The organism is Shewanella holmiensis, assembly GCF_025370255.1.
In the GTDB taxonomy this organism is placed as follows: domain Bacteria; phylum Pseudomonadota; class Gammaproteobacteria; order Enterobacterales; family Shewanellaceae; genus Shewanella; species Shewanella holmiensis.
Map to the genome: position 1 here is coordinate 167,907 of NZ_JAMTCD010000006.1, position 25,400 is coordinate 193,306.

26 protein-coding genes are annotated in these 25,400 nt (G+C 38.6%); 5 read left to right on the plus strand and 21 right to left on the minus strand.

Annotation, left to right across the window (positions count from 1 at the left end):
* Nucleotides 1-2: 2 nt before the first annotated feature.
* Nucleotides 3-2,390: a phenylalanine--tRNA ligase subunit beta gene (gene pheT, locus NE535_RS06925; protein WP_261297918.1), complete on the minus strand. Its 2,388-nt coding sequence runs from the start codon at nt 2,388-2,390 to the stop codon at nt 3-5.
* Nucleotides 2,391-2,404: 14 nt separating this feature from the next.
* Nucleotides 2,405-3,388, minus strand: a complete 984-nt coding sequence (gene pheS / locus NE535_RS06930) for a phenylalanine--tRNA ligase subunit alpha (RefSeq protein ID WP_261297919.1) — start codon at nt 3,386-3,388, stop codon at nt 2,405-2,407.
* Nucleotides 3,389-3,853: 465 nt separating this feature from the next.
* Here pheS and NE535_RS06935 point away from each other — a divergent pair, with 465 nt between their 5' ends.
* Nucleotides 3,854-5,359 carry a methyl-accepting chemotaxis protein gene (locus NE535_RS06935; protein WP_261297920.1) on the plus strand — a complete coding sequence of 502 codons (1,506 nt, stop codon included), beginning with the start codon at nt 3,854-3,856 and terminating at the stop codon, nt 5,357-5,359.
* 701 nt (nt 5,360-6,060) lie between these two features.
* Here the strand turns inward: NE535_RS06935 and NE535_RS06940 are convergent.
* The 7 genes from NE535_RS06940 to speA form a co-directional block, all read right to left on the minus strand.
* Nucleotides 6,061-6,942, minus strand: coding sequence for a putative ATP-dependent zinc protease (locus NE535_RS06940; RefSeq protein WP_261297921.1), 882 nt, complete (start codon nt 6,940-6,942; stop codon nt 6,061-6,063).
* Nucleotides 6,943-6,979: 37 nt separating this feature from the next.
* Entirely contained in the window at nt 6,980-7,330 is a 351-nt protein-coding gene (locus tag NE535_RS06945; protein ID WP_261297922.1) for a DUF3802 family protein, read from the minus strand.
* A 109-nt stretch (nt 7,331-7,439) separates the two neighbouring features.
* Complete coding sequence (locus NE535_RS06950) at nt 7,440-8,015, minus strand: YceI family protein (protein ID WP_261297923.1); 576 nt, start codon at nt 8,013-8,015, stop codon at nt 7,440-7,442.
* Between the two features lie 41 nt (nt 8,016-8,056).
* Nucleotides 8,057-8,512: a YaiI/YqxD family protein gene (locus tag NE535_RS06955; RefSeq protein WP_261297924.1), complete on the minus strand. Its 456-nt coding sequence runs from the start codon at nt 8,510-8,512 to the stop codon at nt 8,057-8,059.
* A 9-nt stretch (nt 8,513-8,521) separates the two neighbouring features.
* A complete protein-coding gene (pdxH, locus tag NE535_RS06960) occupies nt 8,522-9,163 on the minus strand; it encodes a pyridoxamine 5'-phosphate oxidase (protein ID WP_261297925.1) in 642 nt (213 codons plus the stop codon).
* Between the two features lie 377 nt (nt 9,164-9,540).
* Nucleotides 9,541-10,470, minus strand: coding sequence for an S-adenosylmethionine decarboxylase proenzyme (locus NE535_RS06965; RefSeq protein WP_261297926.1), 930 nt, complete (start codon nt 10,468-10,470; stop codon nt 9,541-9,543).
* Between the two features lie 106 nt (nt 10,471-10,576).
* On the minus strand, nt 10,577-12,487 hold the full coding sequence (speA, locus tag NE535_RS06970; RefSeq protein WP_261297927.1) for a biosynthetic arginine decarboxylase: 1,911 nt from the start codon (nt 12,485-12,487) through the stop codon (nt 10,577-10,579).
* Between the two features lie 575 nt (nt 12,488-13,062).
* On the opposite strand from speA, the gene NE535_RS06975 reads away from it, so the two are divergent.
* The 4 genes from NE535_RS06975 (at nt 13,063) to NE535_RS06990 (ending at nt 16,441) form a co-directional block, all read left to right on the plus strand.
* Nucleotides 13,063-13,893, plus strand: a complete 831-nt coding sequence (locus NE535_RS06975) for a CvfB family protein (protein WP_261297928.1) — start codon at nt 13,063-13,065, stop codon at nt 13,891-13,893.
* Between the two features lie 115 nt (nt 13,894-14,008).
* Nucleotides 14,009-14,662 (plus strand): YceH family protein, encoded by a 654-nt coding sequence (locus NE535_RS06980; protein ID WP_261297929.1) that lies wholly within the window; start codon nt 14,009-14,011, stop codon nt 14,660-14,662.
* 40 nt (nt 14,663-14,702) lie between these two features.
* The gene (locus NE535_RS06985; protein WP_261297930.1) at nt 14,703-15,542 is read left to right on the plus strand and encodes an ABC transporter permease; all 840 of its coding nucleotides are present in this window, start codon (nt 14,703-14,705) and stop codon (nt 15,540-15,542) included.
* Nucleotides 15,539-16,441, plus strand: a complete 903-nt coding sequence (locus NE535_RS06990) for an ABC transporter ATP-binding protein (protein ID WP_261297931.1) — start codon at nt 15,539-15,541, stop codon at nt 16,439-16,441. The genes NE535_RS06985 and NE535_RS06990 overlap by 4 nt, the downstream gene beginning before the upstream one ends.
* Nucleotides 16,442-17,083: 642 nt before the next feature.
* On the opposite strand, the gene NE535_RS06995 is transcribed toward NE535_RS06990, so the two are convergent.
* The 12 genes from NE535_RS06995 to NE535_RS07050 all read right to left on the minus strand — a co-directional run bounded on the left by NE535_RS06995 (nt 17,084) and on the right by NE535_RS07050 (nt 25,341).
* Nucleotides 17,084-17,290 carry a cold-shock protein gene (locus NE535_RS06995; RefSeq protein WP_188839931.1) on the minus strand — a complete coding sequence of 69 codons (207 nt, stop codon included), beginning with the start codon at nt 17,288-17,290 and terminating at the stop codon, nt 17,084-17,086.
* Nucleotides 17,291-17,549: 259 nt separating this feature from the next.
* On the minus strand, nt 17,550-18,371 hold the full coding sequence (rlmA, locus tag NE535_RS07000) for a 23S rRNA (guanine(745)-N(1))-methyltransferase (RefSeq protein WP_261297932.1): 822 nt from the start codon (nt 18,369-18,371) through the stop codon (nt 17,550-17,552).
* 20 nt (nt 18,372-18,391) lie between these two features.
* Nucleotides 18,392-19,198: a hypothetical protein gene (locus NE535_RS07005; protein ID WP_261297933.1), complete on the minus strand. Its 807-nt coding sequence runs from the start codon at nt 19,196-19,198 to the stop codon at nt 18,392-18,394.
* A 372-nt stretch (nt 19,199-19,570) separates the two neighbouring features.
* Nucleotides 19,571-19,828 (minus strand): hypothetical protein, encoded by a 258-nt coding sequence (locus NE535_RS07010; protein WP_261297934.1) that lies wholly within the window; start codon nt 19,826-19,828, stop codon nt 19,571-19,573.
* Entirely contained in the window at nt 19,807-20,013 is a 207-nt protein-coding gene (locus NE535_RS07015) for a glycoside hydrolase family protein (RefSeq protein ID WP_261297935.1), read from the minus strand. Before NE535_RS07015 ends, NE535_RS07010 begins: the two co-directional genes overlap by 22 nt.
* Nucleotides 20,014-20,432: 419 nt before the next feature.
* Complete coding sequence (locus tag NE535_RS07020; RefSeq protein WP_261297936.1) at nt 20,433-21,008, minus strand: hypothetical protein; 576 nt, start codon at nt 21,006-21,008, stop codon at nt 20,433-20,435.
* A 229-nt stretch (nt 21,009-21,237) separates the two neighbouring features.
* Nucleotides 21,238-21,513, minus strand: coding sequence for a hypothetical protein (locus tag NE535_RS07025; protein ID WP_261297937.1), 276 nt, complete (start codon nt 21,511-21,513; stop codon nt 21,238-21,240).
* Between the two features lie 167 nt (nt 21,514-21,680).
* Entirely contained in the window at nt 21,681-22,535 is an 855-nt protein-coding gene (locus NE535_RS07030) for a hypothetical protein (protein ID WP_261297938.1), read from the minus strand.
* A gap of 239 nt (nt 22,536-22,774) precedes the next feature.
* Complete coding sequence (locus NE535_RS07035; RefSeq protein WP_261297939.1) at nt 22,775-23,479, minus strand: hypothetical protein; 705 nt, start codon at nt 23,477-23,479, stop codon at nt 22,775-22,777.
* A 372-nt stretch (nt 23,480-23,851) separates the two neighbouring features.
* Nucleotides 23,852-24,388, minus strand: a complete 537-nt coding sequence (locus tag NE535_RS07040; RefSeq protein ID WP_261297940.1) for a hypothetical protein — start codon at nt 24,386-24,388, stop codon at nt 23,852-23,854.
* A gap of 100 nt (nt 24,389-24,488) precedes the next feature.
* Complete coding sequence (locus NE535_RS07045) at nt 24,489-24,737, minus strand: hypothetical protein (RefSeq protein ID WP_261297941.1); 249 nt, start codon at nt 24,735-24,737, stop codon at nt 24,489-24,491.
* Nucleotides 24,738-24,786: 49 nt separating this feature from the next.
* Nucleotides 24,787-25,341 carry a hypothetical protein gene (locus NE535_RS07050; RefSeq protein ID WP_261297942.1) on the minus strand — a complete coding sequence of 185 codons (555 nt, stop codon included), beginning with the start codon at nt 25,339-25,341 and terminating at the stop codon, nt 24,787-24,789.
* Nucleotides 25,342-25,400: the final 59 nt, after the last annotated feature.

Below are 25,400 nucleotides of genomic sequence, written 5' to 3' on the forward strand. Positions count from 1 at the left end.
CTTTAATCCCTCAACGATGCGTTGAACTCGGTCTTTAGAGCAGAAATTACCGCGTCCATAGTCGCTGTAATGTCTTTTTCTTCAAGCGTACGAGTAGTGTCTTGTAACGTAAGTGCGATTGCCAAGCTCTTTTTGCCGGGTTCTACACCTTTACCTAAGTATACATCGAACAAGTTTAAGCCAACCAACTGATTTTCGCCAACTTTTCTTATCAAATTAATAACATCAATTGCAGATACTTGATCATCTACAACTACGGCGATATCACGTCGATTAGCTGGAAACTTAGATACAGCTTGGGCTAGCGGCAAACTGGCATGTAATAAAGCGTCCAGTTCTAACTCAAAAACGATTGTTTTACCATTAAGTCCAAAAGGCTTCTCCAAACTAGGATGGATAGCACCTATATGACCAATGACTCGATTATTTCTTAATATTTCAGCACATTGTCCTGGATGTAGCGCAGGATGCGTTGCTGCTTTAAAGCTAAATTCAGAAGCGGCAACTGTCAAGCCGATTATTGCTTCTAAATCACCTTTTAAATCAAAGAAGTCGACAGTTTTGGATTCCATTGACCAATGTTCATCGTTTTGAACGCCTGAAATCACTGCACCAATCATAGCTTGCTGACGAACACCTGCATCGGCATTTGCGTCAGGAACAAAGCGTAAACCGGTCTCAAATAAGCGTACACGGCCTTGCTGGCGGCTTTGGTTGTAACCCACGGCAGTCAACAAACCAGTAAACATAGACAAACGCATTGACGACATCTCTGTCGAAATTGGATTTGGCAAAATCATGGTCTCTTGTTCAGGATGAACAAGAGCTTGCATTTTAGGGTCAACAAAACTGTAAGTAATTGCTTCTTGGAACCCACGTGCCACTAACATGTTGCGAACACGCTTAAGTGGAATGTTTGATTCTTTATGATCTGACATCTTTAATGCAGCTTGTGGCGCTGTATTGGGAATATTGTCATAACCGTAAATACGAGCCACTTCTTCAATCAAATCTTCTTCGATTGCCATATCAAAACGATATGTTGCGGTTGTCACTGTCCAATCATTATTGGCAGCTGCAACGCTAAATCCTAAACACGTTAGAATTTCGACCACGTCAGCATCAGAAATCACATGACCTAATGTTTTATCTAATTTACTGCGGCGTAATAGAATGCTAACAGGCTGAGGCAAATGCTCGCTGGCTAGCGCTTCAATTACTTGACCGGCTTCACCACCACAAATATCTAATACTAGACGAGTAGCGCGATCCATTACCTTGTGTTGCAGCTGTGGGTCTACACCACGCTCAAAACGGTGTGAGGCGTCTGTGTGTAAGCCTAGGCAACGAGATTTACCCATGATAGCGAGTGGCGCGAAGAAAGCACATTCTAAAAGAATGTCTTTAGTTGTATCACTGACTCCCGTTGCTTCACCACCAAATACACCCGCTAATGCGATAGCTTGTTTATCATCAGCAATCACTAAGGTATCACTTGGAACCGTAATTTCATTGCCATCAAGTAAAGTAAGCTTTTCAACACCGTCAGCTAAGCGCACATTGATGCCGCCATTGAGGGTATTTAAGTCAAACGCGTGCATTGGTTGACCAAATTCAATCAACACAAAATTAGTAATGTCAACAATTGGGTCAATAGAGCGAATACCACTACGACGCAATTTCTCTTGCATCCATAATGGGGTTTCAGCGTTAATATTGATGTTTTTAACCACACGGCCTAAATAACGTGGACATGCTGCTTTGGCATCAACGTTAATGGCGATTGGAGCATCAATACTTGCTTCAACGGCTTGCCATGTTGGCTCCACAACCGCTTGACGGTTCAAAACGCCAACTTCACGAGCAAGACCTGCCATACCTAGGCAATCAGCACGGTTAGCGGTTAGATCAACATCAATTACTGCATCATCTAAATCTAAATACTCGCGTACACTTTGGCCAATAGGCGCATCTACTGGTAGTTCAATAATGCCATCACTTTCGATATCGATACCAAGTTCAGAATATGAACACAGCATACCGAAAGATGGCTGGCCGCGTAATTTTGCTTTTTTGATTTTAAAGTCGCCAGGTAATACAGCACCCACCATGGCAACGGCAACTTTTAAACCTAAACGACAATTTGGTGCACCGCAGACAATATCAATCAGCTCTGCTTCACCTACATTGATTTTTGTTACACGTAATTTATCGGCATCAGGGTGCTGACCACACTCAACGACCTCACCTACAATCACGCCACTAAAATCTGCCGCTACAGGCTCGACGCCGTCGACTTCAAGACCAGCCATAGTAATTTGGTGTGATAATTCGTCACGACTTACTGTTGGGTTAACCCACTCACGAAGCCAAGATTCACTGAATTTCATCTAATATTGCTCCGTTATTTGAATTGCTTAAGAAAACGTAAATCGTTTTCAAAGAAGGCACGTAAATCATTGACGCCGTAACGCAACATGGTCAACCGCTCAACCCCCATACCAAAAGCAAATCCAGAGTACTTCTCAGGATCAATACCAACACTGCGCAGTACATTCGGATGTACCATACCGCAGCCTAATACTTCTAACCATTTGCCATTTTTGCCCATTACATCAACTTCTGCTGAAGGCTCTGTGAATGGGAAATAAGATGGACGGAAGCGAACTTGTAAGTCTTCTTCGAAAAAGTTACGTAAAAAATCATGTAAAATGCCTTTTAATTCAGCAAAGTTTACATTCTCAGCAACCATTAACCCTTCTACTTGGTGGAACATAGGTGTGTGGGTTTGATCATAGTCATTACGATAAACACGCCCCGGTGAAATAATACGCAACGGAGGCTGCTCATGCTCCATGGTACGAATTTGAACACCTGATGTTTGCGTGCGCAGCATGACTTTTGGATTAAAGTAAAACGTATCATGATCTGCACGTGCTGGATGGTGCTCTGAAATGTTTAATGCATCAAAGTTATGAAAATCATCTTCTATTTCAGGCCCATCTTTCACTGTAAAACCAAGCTCACCAAAAAAGGTTTCGATACGGTCTATAGTGCGGGTGACTGGATGTAAACCGCCATTATCTATGGTGCGGCCTGGTAAAGTTACATCGATTTGCTCGGCAGCTAGTTTAGCTTCAAGTTCAGATGCCTTTAAGCCTTCTATACGATCAGATAACTTCTGCTGTACAGCTTGCTTGGCTTGGTTGACGGCTTGTCCAAAGGCAGGTTTTTCTTCTGCACTTAATTGACCCATCATTTTCATCATGTCAGTGATTTTACCTTTCTTACCAAGGTAGTCGACACGGATATCATCCAATGCCTTTAGATCACTGGCCTGCTCTATCACCGCTAAGGCTTGTTCTACGATCTCTGTTAACTGCTGCATTTATTCATCCACTGCATCTGGGCATTACTAATGCGATTTTTACCATCATATTTGACGATAAGATCGTCAAAATATCCTTTAAGCTAGCCTAAGTGATATTTTTCGATCAATTAAAATAAAAGAGACAAATTTTACGTTAGCAGCCAACAGATTACTAGACCTTTTTAGCCACTTATGTGCTGTTTTAGTCCCCTAGCACTAATAATCCATGGCGCTATTTTTGAATAACATAATAAAGGTGACTATATTGTGGTTTAAATTCGGTGGTGCCAGATGTATAACTTCGATTACACTTAACATAACCGATGATTCATTTTGTTACATACCCTTAATCACCTTAACTTGGCTTATAAAATAATCAACCAACCTTAACCCAGAATGTTAAGCTAAAGTTAACCTAAACCATACCGATAGATAATTATCGTATGTAGCTAAATACCAAGCCCATTACAACAAGAGGCACTAATGAAAGAAGTAAAATTTAGATGGATAGATCAATACCTTATCCACATGACTTTAAAAACAAAATTTAGCATTTTAGCCATCGTTCCAATGTTGATGATTATTGGTTTAACCGTATTTCTAAATCAACAACATGCCAATAACTTGATGTCCAGCAACATTGACAATCAGCTCCAGTTCATTAAGCAGGCAAATAATTATTTAGATAATGCTTACGACTTAATCGAAGAAAGCAAGCAAAATGACTTGAATAGTCAACTATCGAATACCAGCCAACTAATGACAGTTGATAACCTTGATAACCAACTACGAAATTTAGCTCAACAAGGCGGCGGTGTTGATATTCAAGGCAATAGAATTCGTATTGTCAGTGGTGTAAACAGTCATGACAGGGTCATTGTCAGTGAACTGGCTGCCAATCAGTTAATAAAAGATGATACCAATACCACTGCTGCATACGGCGTTATGGTGGTGTTATTAATCGTCCTTTTTGCTTTTGCTTATTATATTTCTACCTTTGTTGGTGGCGCGTTATATACCACAGTTATGGCATTAAAACGTGCTGCTAACGGCGACTTAACGGGCCGATTAAACTTTTTTGAAGTAAAAGATGAGTTTAGTATTTTAGCTATCAGTATTGATGCTTTGGTTGAGCGCCAGCACACATTAGTGAAGCAAATCACGCAAGCAACAGATCAAATTCGTACTGTCGTTTCAGGCTTTAGAACAACTGCTCAAGAAGGCCAATCTATGGCCGTCAATCAGCGCCAACATTTAGATTCTCTCGCTACTGCGATGGAAGAAATGACCGCTGCGGTAAAAGAAGTGGCACGTAACGCTGAGCAATCATCCAGTGAAACGGAAGAAACCAACAGCCAAGTCTCAGCAGGCTCAAAAGACATTGAAACAACGGTTCACGCGATTGATGTGCTATCTTATGAAATTGGACAGGCATCGAACGCCGTTGGCGTGTTAAATGATAACGCCAGTAAAATTGATGCCGTTGTCACAACCATTAATGCGATTTCAGAACAAACAAACCTATTGGCATTGAACGCAGCCATTGAAGCGGCTCGTGCTGGCGAACAAGGTCGTGGTTTCGCGGTCGTAGCTGATGAAGTACGAACGCTTGCTGGCAGAACACAATCTGCTACTGTCGAAATCAAAACCATGATTGAAGCATTACAATCAGGCACTCGCAACCTTACCCAGTTAATGTCACGGACGGTTGAACAAGCATCTGAAGGTAAAAAGCATGTTTTACAAACAGGTGAAGACTTAGTCAACATTGCTCACCATAGTAATCGTGTTTTAGAGATGAGTGTGTTAATTGCGACCTCTGCCGATGAACAATCTGCAGTGGCTAATGAGATTGCGACCAATTTAATGGAAATTCGTAATCAATCCCATAATGTCGAGCAATCGGCAAACCAATCGGTGTCTGGTTGTGATGAGCTACACGCAACAGCTGAACAACTAGATCAGTTATTGGTTGGTTTAAAGCTGTAATAACGATGAGATGTATTAAGCAGTAAAAAGGTGCCTAGGCGCCTTTTTTATTGCTTTAAACAAAGCGTTTAAACTAAACGGGCATCATGTGGTGAGCAGATAAACTTCTGAGTTTGCTGGCAGAATGATTTATTGGGATCACAAAATTACACTTTTACAGAATCGGTTATCTCCTTATAAAGCTTTGAGCAACTTTGAGCAGCTTTGATTAACCTTAAGCCATATCATGCATAATTCCCCCTAAGCCTTCTAGGATATCGAAGAACATGAAACACGTCTTGCTGATGCCCATCATGCTTAAAATCCTTTTATTATCGCTTTTATTGCTGGCATATCGTCACGATTTCATGCACCAGTGAGTCAGGAATATGGTGAAGCTAAAAGTCAAAAAACTCGACCATTATATATTTAACTAGAATGCCTATTAAACAACCTAACTCTGGTTAACTCATAAAACATAACCGAAAATATGAGCGTGATACTGCGATTGTCATACACAACATATGGTTCTCATCGAGTTAGAACCTTTCCAAGATAGATGCTATATGACTAAATAAATCGATGAGCTGTGGGATCTAGGTTGCGGACAAACTATTTTCCATTAATTTTACTGCGCTGTTCTGGCGTTACATATCAATTTGAAGACAATAAAAAAGCCTTAACGTTTCCATTAAGGCTTCAACAATCTTATTGAGTGATAATTATTTTTTTGAAACATCGACCATGTAATGGCCTTGTAACCAGTTACGGCCAATTAATAATTTATGGCTCATTTTGCTACGGTCTTTTAAATTCACGTCAACTAGAAACTCTTGCCCTGGCTCACCTACACTTAAACGCACCATGTAACGAATTTCAGACCCTTGCGCATTACGAATAAGTGAAGTACCACGAATTTTTGTACGAATATCGACTTTTTTACCTTTATCATTTTCAGTGGTAAAAGTGATCATTTTACCGATATTATTTTCCATATCGGTTTTATCTTCTTTCTCGATGCGTAGATTGACAGCATGCAATGAGTTTTCAACCGCACCAGTATCAATACGCGTGTTGTAAATTAAATTTGCTTGCTTGATATTTAACTTGGCAATTGGACCAATAGTCTTCTTTTCAGAAACATCAACAATGTAGTCTTTTTTTAGAAAGTTACGACCAATCAACAGCTTATAATCCATATGACTGCGATCTCGTAAATTAACTTTTACTTTCTTTAACGCGTCTGGAAAGCCTATTTCAAGATTAACCATGTAACGGGTTTCGGTACCCTGTGAGTTTTTAACCGTTGAAGTGCTGACAATTTCAGCCTTCATACGTTTTTTTTCACCTTTTTCGTTTTCTGTTGTAAATTCAACCGTTTTACCAATATTTTGTTTCATCTTCTTTGCTGCACCACCAATGATAGTTAAATCAACAGCATGCAATGAGGAATTAACAGCCCCAGTATCCATACGAGCGTGGTACATCAAACCAGACTTATCGACTGTCATCATTTCAGTTTGTTTTAAAATCTGCTTATCTGCTGCATGAGCAAACGTTAAACTTAAACACAAAACAATGGATAAAATAATGCTTTTCAACATGTTTGTTCCTAAAAATGGATATTGAGGATAATAATAACTAACGCAATAAGTGATCAATTTCTTGATCAAATAAATTTTTGATTAAACCAGAAAACTCAGCAATAAAAATACTTTGTTCTGGGGTGGCTTTATGGTTTGCAACTTGAGCCAGAATTTCTTCTAAGTCATATACAATCGCGTCAATTTCACGAATAACCATGTTGCGTTGTGCAAATGATAATTGTGGGTTTTGACCACACACCATAATAATTTGGGCAGATAATTGCTCTTCAAATAATTCTAAAACAGTTTCAGACACTAAAGCATCATTTTCAGGCGTTTCAAACAAGCCTAAGTGTTCAGTTAAATACTGAATTAAATGCATGTAACCGTCTTTATCTGTAACCATTTGAACTCCAAGGATTAGGTTGGCAATATCTGTTTATGTTGGGGTATCCATATCATAATGAACACCCACAAACATCAATAACCAATACTTCATATTTTTATTGCCATAACTATTGCGATAAAGTTATCACAAATGACACAGGCACAGCTAAACTGATGCTAGTCAATCCGGCAATATCACGTAACTTTTCAACACCGGTAGCAAGATCAAAGTCCCCCGCTTGAACAACAACAGGCGTTAAACTTGTCACTACCATTTTCTTTGCTGATAATTTAGCAACTAATACATTAAAGGTTTTAGTTTGCTTTTTACCATGCAACTCAATTTCACCATCGACCTGTAAAGTCATTACCTCGCCGATATGTAAATCAGCCAGTAGTTTGGGGTTTACTGAAGCATTTAAGGTTAATTTAGGAAACTGAGCCACTTCAAACAGTAACCCTTGCATCCTTTCATCTCGAATCAAAATGCCCGTATCAACACTACTTAAATCAATTGTCAGTGAAAACTTGCCCGCTTCGGTCAACGTTCCTTCAACCTGCTTAAAACGATGTACTTCTGCAATATCGCTTTTCTTAATAGAAATAAAACTGACTGTTGATTGGTTGTTATTAACTGACCAATCACCAGCAAGAGCAACATTGGACAACAAACCGAGTGCAATAACCGATAACCATTTTTTCATCTTAAAATCCTTTTGCATGTAAAAAACTCTTTGATTATAGATCAGCGATGTTTAACTAACCATTTATCTAATGATTGTGCAAAGGCATGTTTGTCCGCTTGGGAAAAACTATTCGGCCCCTGAGTATGAACACCACTGCTACGCATTTCTTCCATAAAGTCACGCATTGTTACTGTTTGTTTAATATTTTCCGGTGTATAAACCGTACCGCGAGGGTTAATCGCCAGCGCCCCTTTCTCAATAGCATCTGACGCTAAAGGGATATCGGCGGTAATGACTAAATCACCTTGTGTAAGTTGCTCAACAATATAATTGTCTGCTTCATCAAAACCTGAATTTACGCGGATCATTTTAATAAAAGGCGATAACGGGACTTTTATCATCTGATTTGCCACTAACACGATATTAATTGATTTACGCTCTGCCGCGCGAAACAACATCTCTTTTACCGGATTAGGGCAAGCATCCGCATCCACCCAAATTTTAGCTTGCATCATAGCCTCTTATTATGGCGCCAATCGGTCAATTTGCCAGGATGAATCTGGCGATTTGCTATACAAAAATCTGTCATGTAATCGGTGTTCACCACCTTGCCAAAATTCGATACTTTGAGGACGTATTAAATATCCACCCCAAAACTTAGGTAATGGCACATCACCTTGGGCAAACTTTGCTTTCATTTCAGCAAATTTCCCCTCTAATGCCTGCCGAGCTGAAATCTTACTCGACTGTTTTGATACCCAGGCTGCAATTTGGCTATCTTTGGGCCTGCTCATAAAATACTTTGCCACTTCAATCATTGATAAAGGCTCTGCTTCGCCCAAGACTGACACCTGGCGGTCTAAAGGATGCCAAGGAAAATGTAAACTCACCTTGTTATTCGTTTCGATATGACACGCTTTTCGACTTTCTAGATTGGTAAAAAAAACAAAGCCTTTATCATCGAACTTTTTTAGTAACACGATGCGTTGAAATGGTTGACCATTTTTATCAACCGTCGCAACACACATTGCTGTTGGGTCTGATAAATTGGCGTCTTTAGCTTGCGCTAACCAGGTTTCAAATAAGTCCATTGGATTACTGGGTAAATCGGCTCTTCGTAATCCACCTTGGGTATATTCGCGGCGGATATCACTTAAATCGCTCATATATTTCCTTTAGTTAACTGAGTAAATTGCGGGTTAAACTACCTCAAAAGACTCTCAGTTTTATGTGACACCTATTTTAATTAGGGCTGCGCAATATTACATTTCAACTAGGCCTTAACCTTAGGTCGAAAAGTTTAACATCTCTAAATCTAGCATCCGCCTACAATGTTAAAGGTATCTGCTGAATCATACGTATATTGCAATCTTTCCAACCGCCACACCAGCAACATTATTACAATGTAAACAAGTATTAATCTACATCACTGAACACAGATTAAATCGCTACTTATTCATTGCCCTTTACCTAGTGTATTAACGGAACTGATAAATCGATGTCAAATATCAGGTATTTGGATTATTACCTATACGTTTGTGTATTACAAAAACTCTGGGGTTAGCACTTCAGTGCAACACTGCTGATGATGACTAAAGTGTATATTATAACCTTGCTTAACCGGATACGAGCAATGCCCTAAACAGATATTTTCAGGCATATTTGGCGATGCTACCTGAATGTTAAAGCCAATAATATCCCAACTGCGCGGCTGTAAAATGGCCAATAATTTTGCGGTAATATCCACTGGATAATTATTGAGGTCCACATTGGTTTCTATGCTGACATATGAGCTTTTTTCTTGCGGCGTAATGTGAATGGTGTAATACAAATCATCTTTAATACCATTAATAGAGAAGCCTAAAGGTGTAAATAAATGCGCGTCATATGTAAATCCCGCAAATAACTCATCTAATTGTAAAAGCGAATATATCTGAGCAATAGATTGCTGTTCGGTGCGCAAATAGTCAGCAACAACACCGCTAATGTGGTACATCAATACTTCACAGGTTTTGTCTTGGGGATCTATCAGGTTAGCTATGCCGCTGGTAAAAATAAAATGATGATGATTATCTAAATGCCCTACTCGGCATGCCGTTCCTGAAAGCCTTTGCCTTAAAGAAGTGATATCTTCAACAAAGGTTGACGCTTGCAGATGCGCTACATATTCATTTTTACGCTGATATGTTAACCATTCAATATTATTGACCCCGATGGCATCGACGAGTCCATAAACACAATCAATTAATGTCGATAAACCACAGGTTAGAATCACAACTTTATGATCCCAAACAAATAGGCTCGATTCGCTCAATAAGTAGGCATCACATTGATCGTTACTAATCTGTGACAAAATGTCAGCTTTCGCTAAGCTCACGATTTGTTTCCAAAAAGAGTAAGGCAAAGCACGAAGTGAGCCCGTTGTAGGCTCAATTCCTATTTCTGCTTTTTTTTCAGAACCTTCAAAAAACATATAAATACTAAATGACTCAACAGATTAAAAATAAATAAAGGCTTAGTCATTATTCATAACTAAGCCTTACTATCAATCAATTACTCAAATATTAAATCAGTAATATTTAAAAGTCTTCAAGGTAGGTGTAACCATCAAGACCCGCTTGTAGCTCTTCTAATGTACTTGCTCTTTCGTCTTCAGCAATATGTTGCTCAACTAATTCTTCGAATGTACGCATAAATGCATTGGCATCTAAGTTCACATACTTCAGCACATCAGCAACGGTATCACCTTGTAATACTGAATCAATATTGGTTAAACCATCTTCATCAATACGCACAACGGCCGAATTAGTGTCACCAAATAGGTTATGCATGTCACCAAGAATTTCTTGATAAGCACCAACCATAAAGAAACCGATTAAGTACGGGCTTTCAGCACTCCACGCAGGAACGGGCAATGTTGTTTCAATACCTTGACCGTCAACGTATTGATCAACAATACCGTCAGAATCACAGGTAATATCAAGCATAACGGCACGACGCTCAGGCGCTTTATCTAAACCTGACAAAGGCAACACTGGGAAGACTTGATCAATACCCCAAGCATCTGGTAACGATTGGAATAAAGAGAAATTAACAAAGAATTTATCAGCTAACTTTTCATTTAACTCATCAATAACCGGACGGTGGTAACGGTTATTATTACTTAATAGGCCCTTAACTTCATGACATACACGTAAATGTGTTTGTTCAGCCCAAGCTCTGTGAGCCAATGTAAATTGACCAACAGCAAACAAAGAGTGCGCTTCAGCAATGTCACTTTGGGTGTCATGATAAATTTCAATCATCGCGCGCTGGTCTTGACCACCGCTGATCTCCAACCAAGATTGCCACATGTTGTGCAATAATTGTGGGGCATCTTCTGATGGCGCTTCAATCACTTCAGGCATGTATGCTTCAGTACCAATAACGTCAGTAATCAGTACTGCATGATGTGCTGTTAGATGACGACCTGACTCAGAAATAATACGTGGCATAGGTTGCTCGTATTCATGACATAAATCAGTTAGCACATTAACGATATTATTTGCGTACTCATTTAAACCGTAGTTCATTGAGTTGTTGCTTTGGCTTCTGGTGCCATCGTAATCAACGGCTAAACCACCACCAACATCGAAACATTCAATTTTGGCACCAAGTTCACGTAACTCACAATAGAAACGCCCTGCTTCACCCACACCCTGACGGATATCGCGAATATTAGCGATTTGTGAACCTAAGTGGAAATGTAGCAACTGTAAAGAGTCAAGCATATTAGTGTCTTTTAGTTCTTGTAACACTTTCAATACTTGCGCTGCTGATAAACCAAACTTTGATTTTTCACCTCCACTTGCCTGCCATTTACCCTTGCCTTGGAACGCTAAACGAACGCGTAAACCAAGACGTGGAGTGACACCTAATTCTTGAGCTTGCTCTAATACCATTTTAAGTTCAGACATCTTCTCAAGAACGATGTAAACTTTATGGCCTAATTTTTCACCAATTAGTGCTAAGCGGATGTATTCTTTATCTTTGTAACCATTACACACGATCACAGAGCTGGCTTTTTGCGCCATGGCTAATACCGCCATTAACTCTGGCTTACTACCCGCTTCTAAACCTAATTGCGGTACTTCTTTAGAGGTTTGGCTAGCAAGAATTTCTTCTACAACTGTTTGTTGCTGGTTAACCTTAATAGGATAAACCAACAAATAATCATTCTGATATTCGTACTTTTGAATGGCATCATTAAATGCTTCACACAAACTTTCTACACGGTGATGCAAAATTTGTGGAAAACGAACTAAAACAGGTAATGATACACCCGCATTAACCATATCTTTCGCTAATGCGTTCAGTGCGATTTTATGATCTGGTTGAGATGGATTCGGTGAAACCGTCACTTCACCATCTTCACGAATACCATAAAAACCCTGGCTCCAATGAGTTACGTTATAACCCGCACGAGCATCTTCAATAGACCAATCAGACATAATTTTTTTCCGTATTTACCTTGCTGCATTGTGTTTGAAAGATGCAATAAGGTGTGTGAATAAAATCAACATAACGCTGTCGCATTATGAGATGTATAGTAGATGAAAAATAGCAATTTTCTCTAGCCAGATCGCGATTATTAAATCTAGTAGATTTTTCATCTATACGTACTTTATTTGCCATTTTCGCCGCTTCGTTTTAACAATTATAGCGGGACATTGCAAATGGTTGTCTAAGTTTGCTTAAAGCAGAAATGAATACTTATAATCCATTTATGCATAATTACTTAGGTTGATTTTTTGAGGCCATAAAGACTCATTCGTCAGTGTGTTAAACCTTAAAAGTCGACCGTTAAAAAACGGCGCAATTAAACCGCGCATCGAGTTTCATTGCAAGTAGAATTCCCCCTCAAACATAGATAAAAACACTAATACGGCTAATTTAAGTCGAACGTCCACAATTATTGTAAAATCACTCATAAATCGAAAAAGCGTGTATACTATGCAACAGAAAATATTGCCCCATTCCCAGTAAACGTTTGCATTTAAAGATGCATCTAAAGATAGAGATACACATGATACAAATCGGTAAAAGCTATTCACTCGAAATCGTTAAAGAAGTCAGTTTTGGGATTTATGTTAATGCCCATGAACTTGGTCAAGTGTTAGTCCCGAAAAAGTTTGTCCCTAAGCAATACGAAGTGGGTCAAGCTATTGACGTATTCCTGTACCTTGATTCAGATGATAAAGTGATTGCGACAACACAAAAACCGTTTGCTCAAATAGGTGAGTTTGCCTACTTGAAGGTAGCGGGAATTAGTGAATATGGTGCCTTTTTAGATTGGGGGCTTGATAAGGACTTATTTTTACCTTTTGGTGAACAACATAAAACCATTGAAGATGGCCGTTCATATCTTGTCTATGTTCATGCCAACAGAGCTGATGAACGTATTGTTGCGTCTTCAAAGGTCGATAAATTTTTAGATAAAACCCCTGCGGATTATGAGGTTGGCCAACAAGTAAATTTGATTATTGGTGGCACAACCGATTTAGGCTACAAAGCAATTATCAATAATCAGCATTGGGGCGTAATTTATGAAAACGAAGTGTTTCAACAATTACGTTTCGGCCAAAAACTCACAGGCTTTATCAAAACATTACGCAGTGATGGAAAAATTGACCTAGTGCTACAACAAGGGTCTAAACAAGAACTTGATAAACAAGCTACATTGATCATGAATAAACTGGCTAAAGCAGACGGTTTCCTCCCATTACATGACAAAACAGATGCTGACATTATTTATGCCCAACTAGGGATGAGTAAAAAAGCCTTTAAAAAATCTATCGGTGGTTTGTTTAAGGGTGGTCAAATCAAAATCGACAAAGACGGTATTAGACTCGTTTAGTCATTCAACAATCGCATATTGTTCACGACATAACCGATTACATTGATATCGTTGTTAAAACTAGCATGAGGATGATATAACATCTTCATGCTTTTTTATTTGAGGATCACCATCAATGGAATTAAATGCATTAGAAGCCAGAGTGATTGGCTGTTTGATGGAAAAAGAAATCACCACGCCTGAACAATACCCGCTATCGCTCAATTCCCTTACCTTAGCCTGCAATCAAAAAAGTAGCCGCGATCCCGTGATGTCGCTCACTGAATCAGAAGTGCAAATCATCATTGATGGTTTAGCAAAAAAAAGGCTGATCAGTGAACAATCTGGATTCGGCAGCAGAGTGATTAAATATAAACATCGTTTTTGTAATACTGAGTTTAGTGATTTAAAACTCACACCTGCTCAATATGCGCTGTGCTGTGTTTTATTGCTTAGAGGCGCGCAAACACCCGGTGAATTAAAAACGCGTACAAACCGTTTATATGAATTTTCAGACGTCACCCAAGTTGAGTCTTTGTTACTTGAGTTAGTTAAGCAAGATAAGCCCTTTGTTGCACAGCTAGCGAGAGAAGCAGGTAAGCGCGATTGTCGCTATATTGAATTATTCAGTAGTTCAATTGAAGATCATCAAGCTAATTCAGTAAGTAATTTAGACGTTTCGGTGCAATCGCAACAATCATTAGCGGCTAATGAAAAAATTGCCGAATTAGAGCAAAGAATTGAATCGCTTGAGCAGAAGTTAGCCACACTTGAGGCTTTATTGTCTTAAGGCATTAACTTAACGACGGTTTAATCAAAAAAGGAATGTTATGAATAGCCTAACAGCTTCATCGCCATCTGGAATAACCCATATTTGGCAACTCGCTAAATTTGAACTTAGCAAAAGATTCAGTAGCCGTAGTGGGATTATTGCGTTGATTGCTTTCATTTTAGTCTGGAGTGTAATTTTAATTTACCCCATAAAACAAGCCTCAAATATTATCATGGAGCCAAGCTTTAAAGAGTTTATCGCCGCAGTATTTGGTCCTACGACTTTAGATCAATTGTTTAATTGGCAAGTTTCTGAATTTGCCATGTTTTGGGTTGCTGCGCTCTATTTGTTTCCAATGTTCAGTATTTTTATTTCAGCAGACCAATTCAGCTCAGATAAGCAACGTGGCACCCTTCGCTTTGTCAGCCTACGAGTCAGCCGAAATAGTTTGTTTTTCGGCCGAGTATTTGGTCAAATCTTCATCCAAGGCTTTTTAATTTTCGTCACCTTAATTGCAACAACCTTGTTGGTGATGAGTAGAGATACAGGATTATTAATACCAGCAATTAACACCGCATTGGTCATTTTTGCAAATCTACTCATTATTGTACTACCTTACATTGCGACAATGGCATTGTTATCACTCATTGCCAATAGCGCTCGCCAAGCCAGTATTTTCGCTATTATTCTATGGGTTATCGTTTCAATTATTATCACTTTGGTGAATGTGAAGTTTCCCGGTTTAGAAATACTAAGATACCTATTACCAGGTTCGCAATTATCAAACATGGTTAACACCCAAGGGTTAGCCGCCTTTGCTTATGCTCCTATACCATTGTTACAAACAGCAGTTATATTAATTATTGGACGCATAGTTATGCAAAGGAGCGCATTATGAGCTTAATTCAATGTCAGCAACTGAGTAAAAATTATAGCGGTAAGGCGGTTTTATCTAAAGTCGACTTCACATTAGAGTCAGGTGCACCGATTGCGGTTGTGGGCCCAAACGGTGCAGGTAAAACAACGCTGTTTAGTATTTTATGCGGTTATATAAAACCAACTAGCGGTTCGGTGACAATAATGGGCGAGCCCGTTGGAAGTCCCAAATTACATGGGATTTTATCGGCATTACCACAGGATGCACAGCTTGATCCTGATAGTAGCATCCTCAGTCAGCTACGCTTATTTGCTGAGCTTCAAGGAATAAAAGGCAAAGCATCCAAAATTGAAGCCATGCGGGTATTGGAGCTTGTTGACTTAACTAAAGAAGCAAAGGCCAAACCTAAAAGTTTGAGTCATGGCATGAGCAAACGGGTTTCAATAGCGCAAGCGCTTATTGGCTCACCCAAATTAGTATTATTAGATGAACCAACCGCAGGGTTAGACCCCGCTAATGCAAGACGCATTAGACAAATTGTCAGTGAGCAGTCTGAGCACACAACCTTCGTGATTAGCTCTCACAATCTTGATGAACTGGAAAAGCTATGTGATCAAGTGATATATCTTGAAGAGGGAAAACTAAAACAAGCTCTTTCAATTCAATCAGCGCAGGAGATTGATTACTTAACCTTGGTAATGAAAAAAGTCGATATGCCATCAGTGCATCAAGCATTGCTTGGTTTACCGAATATAACCAAGGTCACTCAAAGTTCAGATCATCAATTTATTATTGAATATCCTACCCAAGAAGACTTTTCATTAGAGCAGCAACTCTTTAATTTACTGGCTGAAAACCAATGGCATTATAAGTCGATATTAAAAGGCAGAACCTTAGAAGACACCCTTTTCTCATCTTAACTATGTCGGTATTGATTAGATAACCTTTACTCGGGTTATTAGATGGACTCAATAAGCTGAACTCAACAGGTTTAGCTTATTTTGTAGCAGAATTGTCATTTGTTTTGAAAACAAGGCACATTAACACGCCAATAGCTGGCCGATAGCACGTTAATGAAACGCAGTTAGCAAGACAAAGGGCTGTTTGGTTAGCGTTTTTATGTCCCATGAGGTGAGATAGTATTTGAATTAGCACATCTAATTCATTAGCTTTATCAGGCAAATAGCTTAAGCTGTTACCTATTCACCTACAATTATCCCTATGTTATCAAAGCTCAGCCATTGTGTTGTCACATGACGTTAGTCACTGACTTAACAAGACTAATTTTCTGAATTATCCGTTCCGAACATCAATAAATATTATTGATAAGCTTAATGATGAATAGATAGGCACTAATTTTGCCAATAGAGAAATGTTGTCAGCTACAACTGGCGAGAAGAATAACTTAGCGTAATAAAAAGCCACCAAACATAGCGTTAGGCGGCTTTAAACATTTGCAGTAAATTGAGTTAACCTTTACTGCTTAGACTCAAAAAAAAGACAAAAAAAACTGCGGCAAATGCCACAGCTTTAAGTCCATTTCACCGAAGTGAAATAATAGCTTAAACGATAGTTACGTTTTCAGCTTGAGGACCTTTCTGACCTTGAGTCACGGTGAAAGAAACTTTTTGACCTTCGTCTAAAGTTTTGAAACCGTCAGAGTTGATAGCACGGAAGTGAACGAATACGTCTGGACCAGACTCTTGCTCGATAAATCCGAAACCTTTGTCAGAGTTGAACCACTTAACAACACCAGTAACTTGAGACATGATATAAATCCTGTAAATATAAAATAAAGCCTAAACGGCGGTAAAGCTGGAAAATGCCGGTATTACTTATGTTCACAGGACGAAACTGATCGTATTGAAACACAAAAAATAAGCCCAACCTTCAAGCTATAAAGACTATAAACCATTCTCAGAATAAGTCAACAAACATCATATCAAGGTTCATAATTATTTCATATTTGTTCTGAGTGTTTATCTAAAGTCATCAATACCTTATTGGTGCAAATACACAAATATAGCGTCATTCATAACGTCTATGTATTTCAATTTTAAAATCTAATTCACACTTTAATCCTTCATCTGCCATTTTTTGCTTTTGCGTTTGAGTCAACTTCCAGGCATATGGCGTCATATTAAGCAGATGCTCAATATCATTCACATCGGTTAGCTCGAGGTTATATTCAAGGCTATGCTGCTTTATGTATTCAAATCCCTCTAGCACTAATGGCTCATGGGGGTGCAAGCGCGGCTCGGCATAAATCACCTGCTTGATCGCAAAATGATGTTTAGGGCCGGGTGAAACTGTAATTAGTACCCCACCAGGTTTTATAACCCGTTGCAGCTCTTCCACTTTTGAAGGAGCGTAAATACGAATAGCTAAATCAAAACTGTTATCGGCAAACGGCATTTCAAATACGCTTGCCACACAAAATTGCATTTGAGGGTATTTTTTAGCGGCATATTTTACCGCAGTCTTAGAGATGTCTAATCCCCACAGCTGACAATCAACTTGAGTTTGTTTAATTTGCTCAATCAATCTGTCACTGTAATAGCCTTCACCACAACCAATATCTAAAATATTTTTTGCAAACGGTTGATGACACACGGCAAGTTGATTTACTTGGTCACTTAATGCCTGATAATAACCTTTGTTCAAAAACTCTCGTCTGGCTAACATCATCTCTTTATTGTCGCCGGGGTCTTTTGATTTCTTTTTTTGAACGGGCAATAAATTAACATAGCCTTCTTTAGCTGTATCAAATTGATGATTGTTGGTACAAGACCAAGTCTTAGTTGGACTTTGGTTCAGAACAAGCTGGCAAATTGGACAAATATAGGACATCAATAATTCTTTATAAGTAGTTAGTTATCATCATCTGAAAGCTGATTTACCAGTTCAGTGACATCTGAAGGCGCGAGTAAGTTGTAACATTCAAGTTTTTGTTGCAGTTTTTCAACATCAAGCGAGGCTTGATTAGAGGCTCTAGACAAACTAGGACGCTCTAATGATTGATGATAAGTTCGCATTAACCATTGACGCTTATTTTGCAATAAATGATCAAGTTTTAACAGCTCTGTAGAGACGCCAGGATGTATCTTTCCTGACTCGCCTCGCATGTAGTCAGCAATATCCCGTCTAACTTGCTCAAGCTCACTAATATGCACGGCTAATGCTGCGGTGGACTCACCATGTGAAGGCTTCTGACCTAAAATGGTTTTAGCCATGACTAATACTTGCGGTTCACACAATAAGCGCAAATCTTGCTCTAGCGGTATTAATTCAAAGGGCATATTCTCATATACAGTAAAATAGACCTCACCATCAGCTTGTATGATGATTTCAATGCCTTTTTTTAATTGTTCAATACAAATCCTTGGCGCTACAGCCATTCTTGAATATAGCCGAACCCCTTGGCCAACCACTCTGTTAACGTCATATTTATCCGCTATCTGTTGTACATTTTCAAAATCAACGCTTACATATGCTTGCTGACGAGAAATCAATGTTGCTTCAATCCCATCCACTTGACTAATAATCATTTCAAATAACGGATTACTGAGTGAAGCAAGCACGAGTAAATCATCAATATTATCCAGTAAGCGCACCTTAATTAGCATCGGATGGCTTATTGGGATCACAGTGGGATGACTAAAAATGTGCTGGTGCATGCAAGAATCCTTTTACAACGTATTGAAGATTATATGTCGCTTCGTTAGTATGTTCGATTTATTAGTATGATGGTATATGTATTGTGATGTTAGTTTTTTAATGTTCTCTGTCTAACATCATCCTTTCATGAAAGCAGATTGAAAACCTCAAGGTTAAATTTAGGCCTGTTATCACTAAAAACCAATACATAATTACAGGTAATTGAAGCGCCATTGCAACTAAACCCCGTGATATTAGACAAATCGAAAGCCAAAATGCCCACTAACTGCTTTCATTGCGCTTTATGAAAGATTTATCGGCTCATTTAAGAATATCTGCACATAAAACTTATATTCAAGCTGATGAGATACATGCAAGAACTTACCATCCTGTTACTTTGGGTTATCAATTTCACCGTCGGTTTGCTTAAGCCGCTGCAAAACATCACTAGGCAACAAAGCATTCGCCCAATCTTTTGTCGGTTCATCGGTTGAGTCCTTTAGCAGATTGGCTTGATTAAGTCGGCTTTCATGAGGCGCGGTAAAGGTGACATGTTCGCCTTGTGATAATGGCGGCGATAATCGGTCTAGCTCGGCATCAAACTTTGATACATCATCAGCCAGTAAATCTAGGCATTTGAATCTAGGCATTGCGCCTCAGTAAACGACATGCCATTTTGAAGCGCTGCACTTGTATGGCCAAAGCAAGCGGTAATAATGCCCGCAGGGTCAATATAGGTGCCGTTAACCTGCCCTTCTTGGGTGGCAATAAAAACCCCACCCGTAAGCAGTGCGCCAGTTAACCCTAGCGCCATTAATCGTGATTTGATGTTCATAATGCAGCGAACCTATTAATGCTATTTGAGGCACACCTAACATAAGCCTAGTGACTCATGGTGTTATTGTTTATGTACTCAGCAAATAACAAGCAAAAAAAGGGCTCCAATGCAGGAGCCCAACGGCATTGATGTTATGAGAGGTAACCAAAGTGAAACGAGAGATTAAGCAAAGCCAGTTACGCAGTGGTATCAAGCTTATATAAACTGTAGCTGTTTTTAGGGGTGAAAACACGCCATATATGGCGTGTTTTACGCCACATATGGCGTTGGTCGAATTGCATTTGTGTGATATGTAAAACCGATAACTTCTAGGTTTGGTTTAAAAGTTATCGGTTTAGTGAGTTGCTGCATTTAAGAATAAAGGCAATAGGCTTTAGCGCGCTGAATCACATTATTCTAAATTTAGTGAATTGAGATTATAAATAGCCTACCCGAACCATTCCTGTCTTCGTTAAAAAGTCTGTACCTAAAAGAAACGGTCTATGGTAGCCAGACTTATCATCTTCGGACTGATTTGGTTCAACTAACATTATACATTCATGTGCTGGGTGCACGCCGCGATCTTGTAATAAATCTAAATGTGCCTGAGCGGTACAATCTAGAATAGTACCATCAAGAAGTGTTAACCATACATGCGCTTTTATTGTCTCGTTTACATTTGGGTTTTCAAGTTCTTTTTTTATACTATAATCAGTCATTTCACAGTAAATGTAATCATCCCAATATAGGTCACCGATTGTGATACAACTATCTATGTTTAGATCTGATTTCAGGTGGCTTTGAATCATTAAATGTACAGGTGTGCACTTAGCAGCAAGTTCAAAAGAGCTGACATAGCCATAATGGTTTAATGCATCCGCACATAACTGAAAGATATTTTTTTTAATTTCTTTCGGGATGACTACTTTTAAAGGGAATAGCGGAATATCTATTGTAAAATCAAGTTTTTTTGTTTTAGAAAAAGCTTCTTCTAATCTCTTTTTATAATCCAATTCATAAGTCCTTTTAATATTAAGTCAAAATTACTAACTGATTCAATGACAAAAATATACTCGATTGAGTCAGCATTTGGCACCACGCAGCTACTTAGTTAAACGGCGTATTAGCGTGTCCACTGCAGCCAACTGCAATTATGGCCATGTTTTGGTGCCGTTTTCACTTAAGTTGGCTCGAACTGAAAATGCTTGGTGCTCGGTATCAGTCTAAAATACCTTTTTACAGCTATTGTTCACCTTCCCAACTAAGTATGACAAAGATAGAGTCTGCAGTATCATAAAGGTTATGAAGGCTAGCAATAAACACTGCAATAAGGCCTGACTCTAATAACGGCTTTATATATATGTTAGAGTCAATTACAAGCTTACTCCCGAGTAACACTAAGAAAAATATAGCTAGAACGATAAAGACTAACTGCTCGACGATAGAAAGCTTAAGCTGCACTAGTGTCGCAGAGAAGTTACCTCCATGCAGTTCAATAATTTCTCTTAACTTTGTCATTACAACGCTACCTGTCGTTGTGTTGATTGCTAGTAGCGCAATCAACAGCGTGATTAAATTATCACTTAAGAAAGACACTAGAAAGCTGGACTCAATTAGATTGCATAAAAACCGAGTCAGAACACCCAAAACGATGAACAATGAGCAACTTTTCAAGTAATCCATAATCATGGCCTCAAAAAACCTAATAACATTTCTAATGATTGCGGGTTTAAATTTTCTACAGTCAATTCATCTAGCTCCACTGTTTTGTTCGTTTTTTGTGTATGAACCGATCTTTTAAGTCCATTAATTTTCAGGGATATATCTCCCCCACCCTCAGCAGCGTATTCAACGATCCCATCAATTATCTCATTATCATTTCTGATTTCTAGCACTGCGTCATCAGCTGCATTTAACTCTAAACACGTTCGGTGTGAGTTCGTATCTAAATTAATTTGCTTCAGGTCAACCTTTAGACATTTGGAAATGTTTGCCATGTTAGGAGATATAAGTTCAAACTTGACGGATGTGATCTTACCTCTATATTGACTAACCAAGTCCCAAAATTCCTTTTCATCAAAGAGCTCTTTTACATGCATCGATAGCTGCAACCTTTTGAGGTAGTCTTTTAGCGAATTAGTGAGAATATTTGCGACGATACGGGAACTAGAAAATGCCTTTACGTTTTTCGAAATAGCAATAAACTGGCAGTCTGGTGCATTATTCAAGATAACAGTTACATGAGGCCAGTTTTCAATACGCTCTTTGTTGAAGTTTTCATTTTCCCTTTCAATAGAGCGTTGAACCCCTAATTTACATGCAAACCAATCACCTTGATTCAGGACCACTATCTGATGCAAAATGTTGCCTTGACAAACTAGTTTTGGGAAGCTGGATAAAACTTCATTGAACAAAATGTTCTTTTGTTCTTTGAGTTGTTCAACTGACAAAATTTTTCTGTACATATCAGGCTGAACTTCCTGAGTAATCGGAAGTAATTGATACCTGTATAAATCAAAAGATATCTTCTTATGTTTCATTATTATCCTGTAAGCCCAAAATAGCTATAACGACTAAGAGGCAAATAATAGTTGATTAAAATAAGCAAGTAATTAATGGGGTCAGAGTAAACTTTATGAAACTCACTTTTGGACATTAATGCGTAGTGCAAAGGATCTAAAAGTGAGTAGTGGGTTTAGTAAATAATGAGTATCTACTAAAGTTTACTCTGACCCCACATATCTACGTGCCGAATCACTCTTGAACAATTTGTTAGGTTTTAGCTAAAGAGCCCCAAAAATATAGAGGCTGCGATTGAAACGAAAAAACCAATAACTACTGTAAACCTGAACTTGTCTTGAGTTTCATACCTTTTGACACCTTGACCAATAGCAAAGCTAGCTATGGGAAAGAGGTAGTTTTTCCATTTATTTAATAACTTATGGGAAAAATACAATGCAGATCCTATTAGAGCTAATATAGCAATGGCTGTAGCACTTTGTTTGAACGTAAGTGCGACACCTTCGGAATTGGAAGCATGCATCATATCAGTTATCATTAATGCCAAAAAACCTGGCACATAGACCAACCAAAATACATCTAGGCGACTTATTGATGAGTACCATGGCTTTAGACCACAAATAAACTCTGAAAACTCATCACTTATTCGCGTAACTAACTCATCATTTCCAGTAGCATTGACGGTTATTGTGCGGTATTCTGAACTATCAAACTCAATGCTAGTAATACTATTACGGTCATCTGAACGAGATTTCAGCTCGATACTTAAGATCGATTTTTTCTTTGAGTTTTCGAAACCGATTAAATCTTCAATTGTCTCTACTTCTCTTTCAACCTTGTCACTAAACTGAACAATTGCAGTTACACTGCAACCATAAGTTTCTAACTTACGCCACGCATTTCGCAAGTCGCTTTCATTCAACACGAAAGCGTGGTCAATTTTATCACTATATGTCGATTGCAACTTTGTTCCCTTTCCTGATGAAATATTTGCTGGTTGCTAAAAAAATCTAACAGTTTATTGAACGGCTAGTCCGATAAGCCGCCCGTTTAAGTTATTGATTAATATCATCCTACGTTTTCTATGTCTTTGCAGTAAAGCAATTTAATGACTCCTACACTCAAACTTATTGGGGTCAGAGTAAACTTTATGAAACTCATTTCTGGACATTGATGCGTTAGTGCAAAGGGTCTAAAAGTGAGTGGTGGGTTTAGTAAATAATGGGTATCAATTAAAGTTTACTCTGACCCCCACATATCATGGGTATCAATTAAAGTTTACTCTGACCCCCACATATCAAGCCAAGCTTTTTTAGTCCATGCGTTGATGCGTTTGTTATAAGCCAAATCTACCATCAAACTCAGAAACCAATTCACCATTTTGAAACTGCTGAACAGAGTAGTAGCTATTATCTTTATTTAGTTCGATGAAATAGCCAACTTCATATCCGCAAACATGCTCGGGGTGAGTTTGCCCATCGAAAGACCAAATATCATCAAAACTAGCTTTAGTTAAGGTACGTAACCGTGCTCTATCACTAACTTTTTCTTCGTCAGGTCTTTCGGACTTTTTCATTTCAATGGCGATTAAATTGTCTCTAGCCATTACTTCACCACGACTATGCAGAATTAGATCACAAGTAATATTTATGACTTGCATATCGTCATCCAACATTGTTTTTACTTTTCCATTTTGCTTTCGGTTGAATTCAGTATCAGCATAGTACGTTGATAAACCATTTTGATGAGCTATTGCTTCAAGAGGAATTGCGAGCCTAGCACAAAGGTTTCTTTCACTAACGCCACTAAGAATATTTTGAGCTTCTCTTTGGAAAAACTGGGCTAAACTTTGTTCGAAAATTTGAGTTAACACTCGATGCCTCCTTGGCTTATAACGATTTGCTAAGCGGAAATAATGGTTGGCGATAATAGCAAAGCGATGGCCAACTGTTATTTTTTCATTTGGGAATTCGTTATGTTCGTTGCATTGATTTCATATATTCTTGAGTCATTAGACTACTAACAACCCAGTTTACAACAAGGTTAATTAATAATTTAAGATCATTAATATCTTTTTTTTCCCACCTGCGCTCATAATGTGTTTCATCATTTCCTAACCACACGGCACGAATAGCGCATTCCTTGATATTTGTATCAGATATATACTGGCTTATGCACGGCATAAGCATCAGGCGCTTAATTTTTTCAGCATAAATAATCATGGGTGGCCACTTTCCGCAAATAATGGGGAGAAAAATGTAACCCACTTTTTTAGTTGCGTTTAAGTGCCTTGCTAGCTTTTAACGACTCGCGAAGTTTATCTTTTAAACCTTTTTCAGCTTTAACTTTAAATGACTGCCCAACTGATGTTGAAACACATACTTTTAAGCCATTTATCCCGCGTTCTGAGTTTTTAGTTAACTCTTTAGGTAAAGATATAATCCAATCTTTATCAGTGTTATCTAGATGAAAAGGAACTAAAAAAGCCCCTTCCTCTCCTTCTTGCAATGTTTTAGGCACATTGTCAGAATCAGGAGTTCCAAACATTTGTATTAAGTGTATTTTTTTCTTAAACCTACCAGACTCCCAACCAATACCCGTTATTTTAGCGGGACGAGTTCCTTTATTAACAATTTTTATCATGCATAAATCAGTAACTGTCGTTGAACCGCGCGTAACTAATTGACGGTGCCCAGCCACAATACCTAGATGTATTTTTCCTTGCCTATTAGCAAGCCATAAAGATGTAATTACTGCACCTATTGTTCCAATACTTGCTAACCAAGTACCTATAACATTCCATAACTGCAGAGAATCGTTGTCCATACATTTCCTTGAAAGATAACGTTTTAATATTTATTCGTTGCGGTGTTTGCACGGCACAA

Excerpts from the sequence above, each read along its gene's own strand:
- speA (WP_261297927.1), bottom strand. The coding sequence starts at position 12,487 with ATGTCTGATTGGTCTATTGAAGATGCTCGTGCGGGTTATAACGTAACT.
- NE535_RS07015 (WP_261297935.1), bottom strand. The coding sequence starts at position 20,013 with ATGAACATCAAATCACGATTAATGGCGCTAGGGTTAACTGGCGCACTG.
- NE535_RS06990 (WP_261297931.1), top strand. The coding sequence starts at position 15,539 with ATGAGCTTAATTCAATGTCAGCAACTGAGTAAAAATTATAGCGGTAAG.
- NE535_RS07005 (WP_261297933.1), bottom strand. The coding sequence starts at position 19,198 with ATGCACCAGCACATTTTTAGTCATCCCACTGTGATCCCAATAAGCCAT.
- NE535_RS07045 (WP_261297941.1), bottom strand. The coding sequence starts at position 24,737 with ATGATTATTTATGCTGAAAAAATTAAGCGCCTGATGCTTATGCCGTGC.
- NE535_RS06945 (WP_261297922.1), bottom strand. The coding sequence starts at position 7,330 with ATGGTTACAGATAAAGACGGTTACATGCATTTAATTCAGTATTTAACT.
- pheT (WP_261297918.1), bottom strand. The coding sequence starts at position 2,390 with ATGAAATTCAGTGAATCTTGGCTTCGTGAGTGGGTTAACCCAACAGTA.
- NE535_RS06980 (WP_261297929.1), top strand. The coding sequence starts at position 14,009 with ATGGAATTAAATGCATTAGAAGCCAGAGTGATTGGCTGTTTGATGGAA.
- NE535_RS06950 (WP_261297923.1), bottom strand. The coding sequence starts at position 8,015 with ATGAAAAAATGGTTATCGGTTATTGCACTCGGTTTGTTGTCCAATGTT.
- NE535_RS07010 (WP_261297934.1), bottom strand. The coding sequence starts at position 19,828 with ATGCCTAGATTCAAATGCCTAGATTTACTGGCTGATGATGTATCAAAG.
- NE535_RS06935 (WP_261297920.1), top strand. The coding sequence starts at position 3,854 with ATGAAAGAAGTAAAATTTAGATGGATAGATCAATACCTTATCCACATG.
- NE535_RS06955 (WP_261297924.1), bottom strand. The coding sequence starts at position 8,512 with ATGATGCAAGCTAAAATTTGGGTGGATGCGGATGCTTGCCCTAATCCG.
- NE535_RS06965 (WP_261297926.1), bottom strand. The coding sequence starts at position 10,470 with ATGTTTTTTGAAGGTTCTGAAAAAAAAGCAGAAATAGGAATTGAGCCT.
- NE535_RS06940 (WP_261297921.1), bottom strand. The coding sequence starts at position 6,942 with ATGTTGAAAAGCATTATTTTATCCATTGTTTTGTGTTTAAGTTTAACG.
- NE535_RS06975 (WP_261297928.1), top strand. The coding sequence starts at position 13,063 with ATGATACAAATCGGTAAAAGCTATTCACTCGAAATCGTTAAAGAAGTC.
- NE535_RS06985 (WP_261297930.1), top strand. The coding sequence starts at position 14,703 with ATGAATAGCCTAACAGCTTCATCGCCATCTGGAATAACCCATATTTGG.
- NE535_RS07025 (WP_261297937.1), bottom strand. The coding sequence starts at position 21,513 with ATGACAAAGTTAAGAGAAATTATTGAACTGCATGGAGGTAACTTCTCT.
- NE535_RS06995 (WP_188839931.1), bottom strand. The coding sequence starts at position 17,290 with ATGTCTCAAGTTACTGGTGTTGTTAAGTGGTTCAACTCTGACAAAGGT.
- pheS (WP_261297919.1), bottom strand. The coding sequence starts at position 3,388 with ATGCAGCAGTTAACAGAGATCGTAGAACAAGCCTTAGCGGTGATAGAG.
- pdxH (WP_261297925.1), bottom strand. The coding sequence starts at position 9,163 with ATGAGCGATTTAAGTGATATCCGCCGCGAATATACCCAAGGTGGATTA.
- NE535_RS07030 (WP_261297938.1), bottom strand. The coding sequence starts at position 22,535 with ATGAAACATAAGAAGATATCTTTTGATTTATACAGGTATCAATTACTT.
- NE535_RS07050 (WP_261297942.1), bottom strand. The coding sequence starts at position 25,341 with ATGGACAACGATTCTCTGCAGTTATGGAATGTTATAGGTACTTGGTTA.
- rlmA (WP_261297932.1), bottom strand. The coding sequence starts at position 18,371 with ATGTCCTATATTTGTCCAATTTGCCAGCTTGTTCTGAACCAAAGTCCA.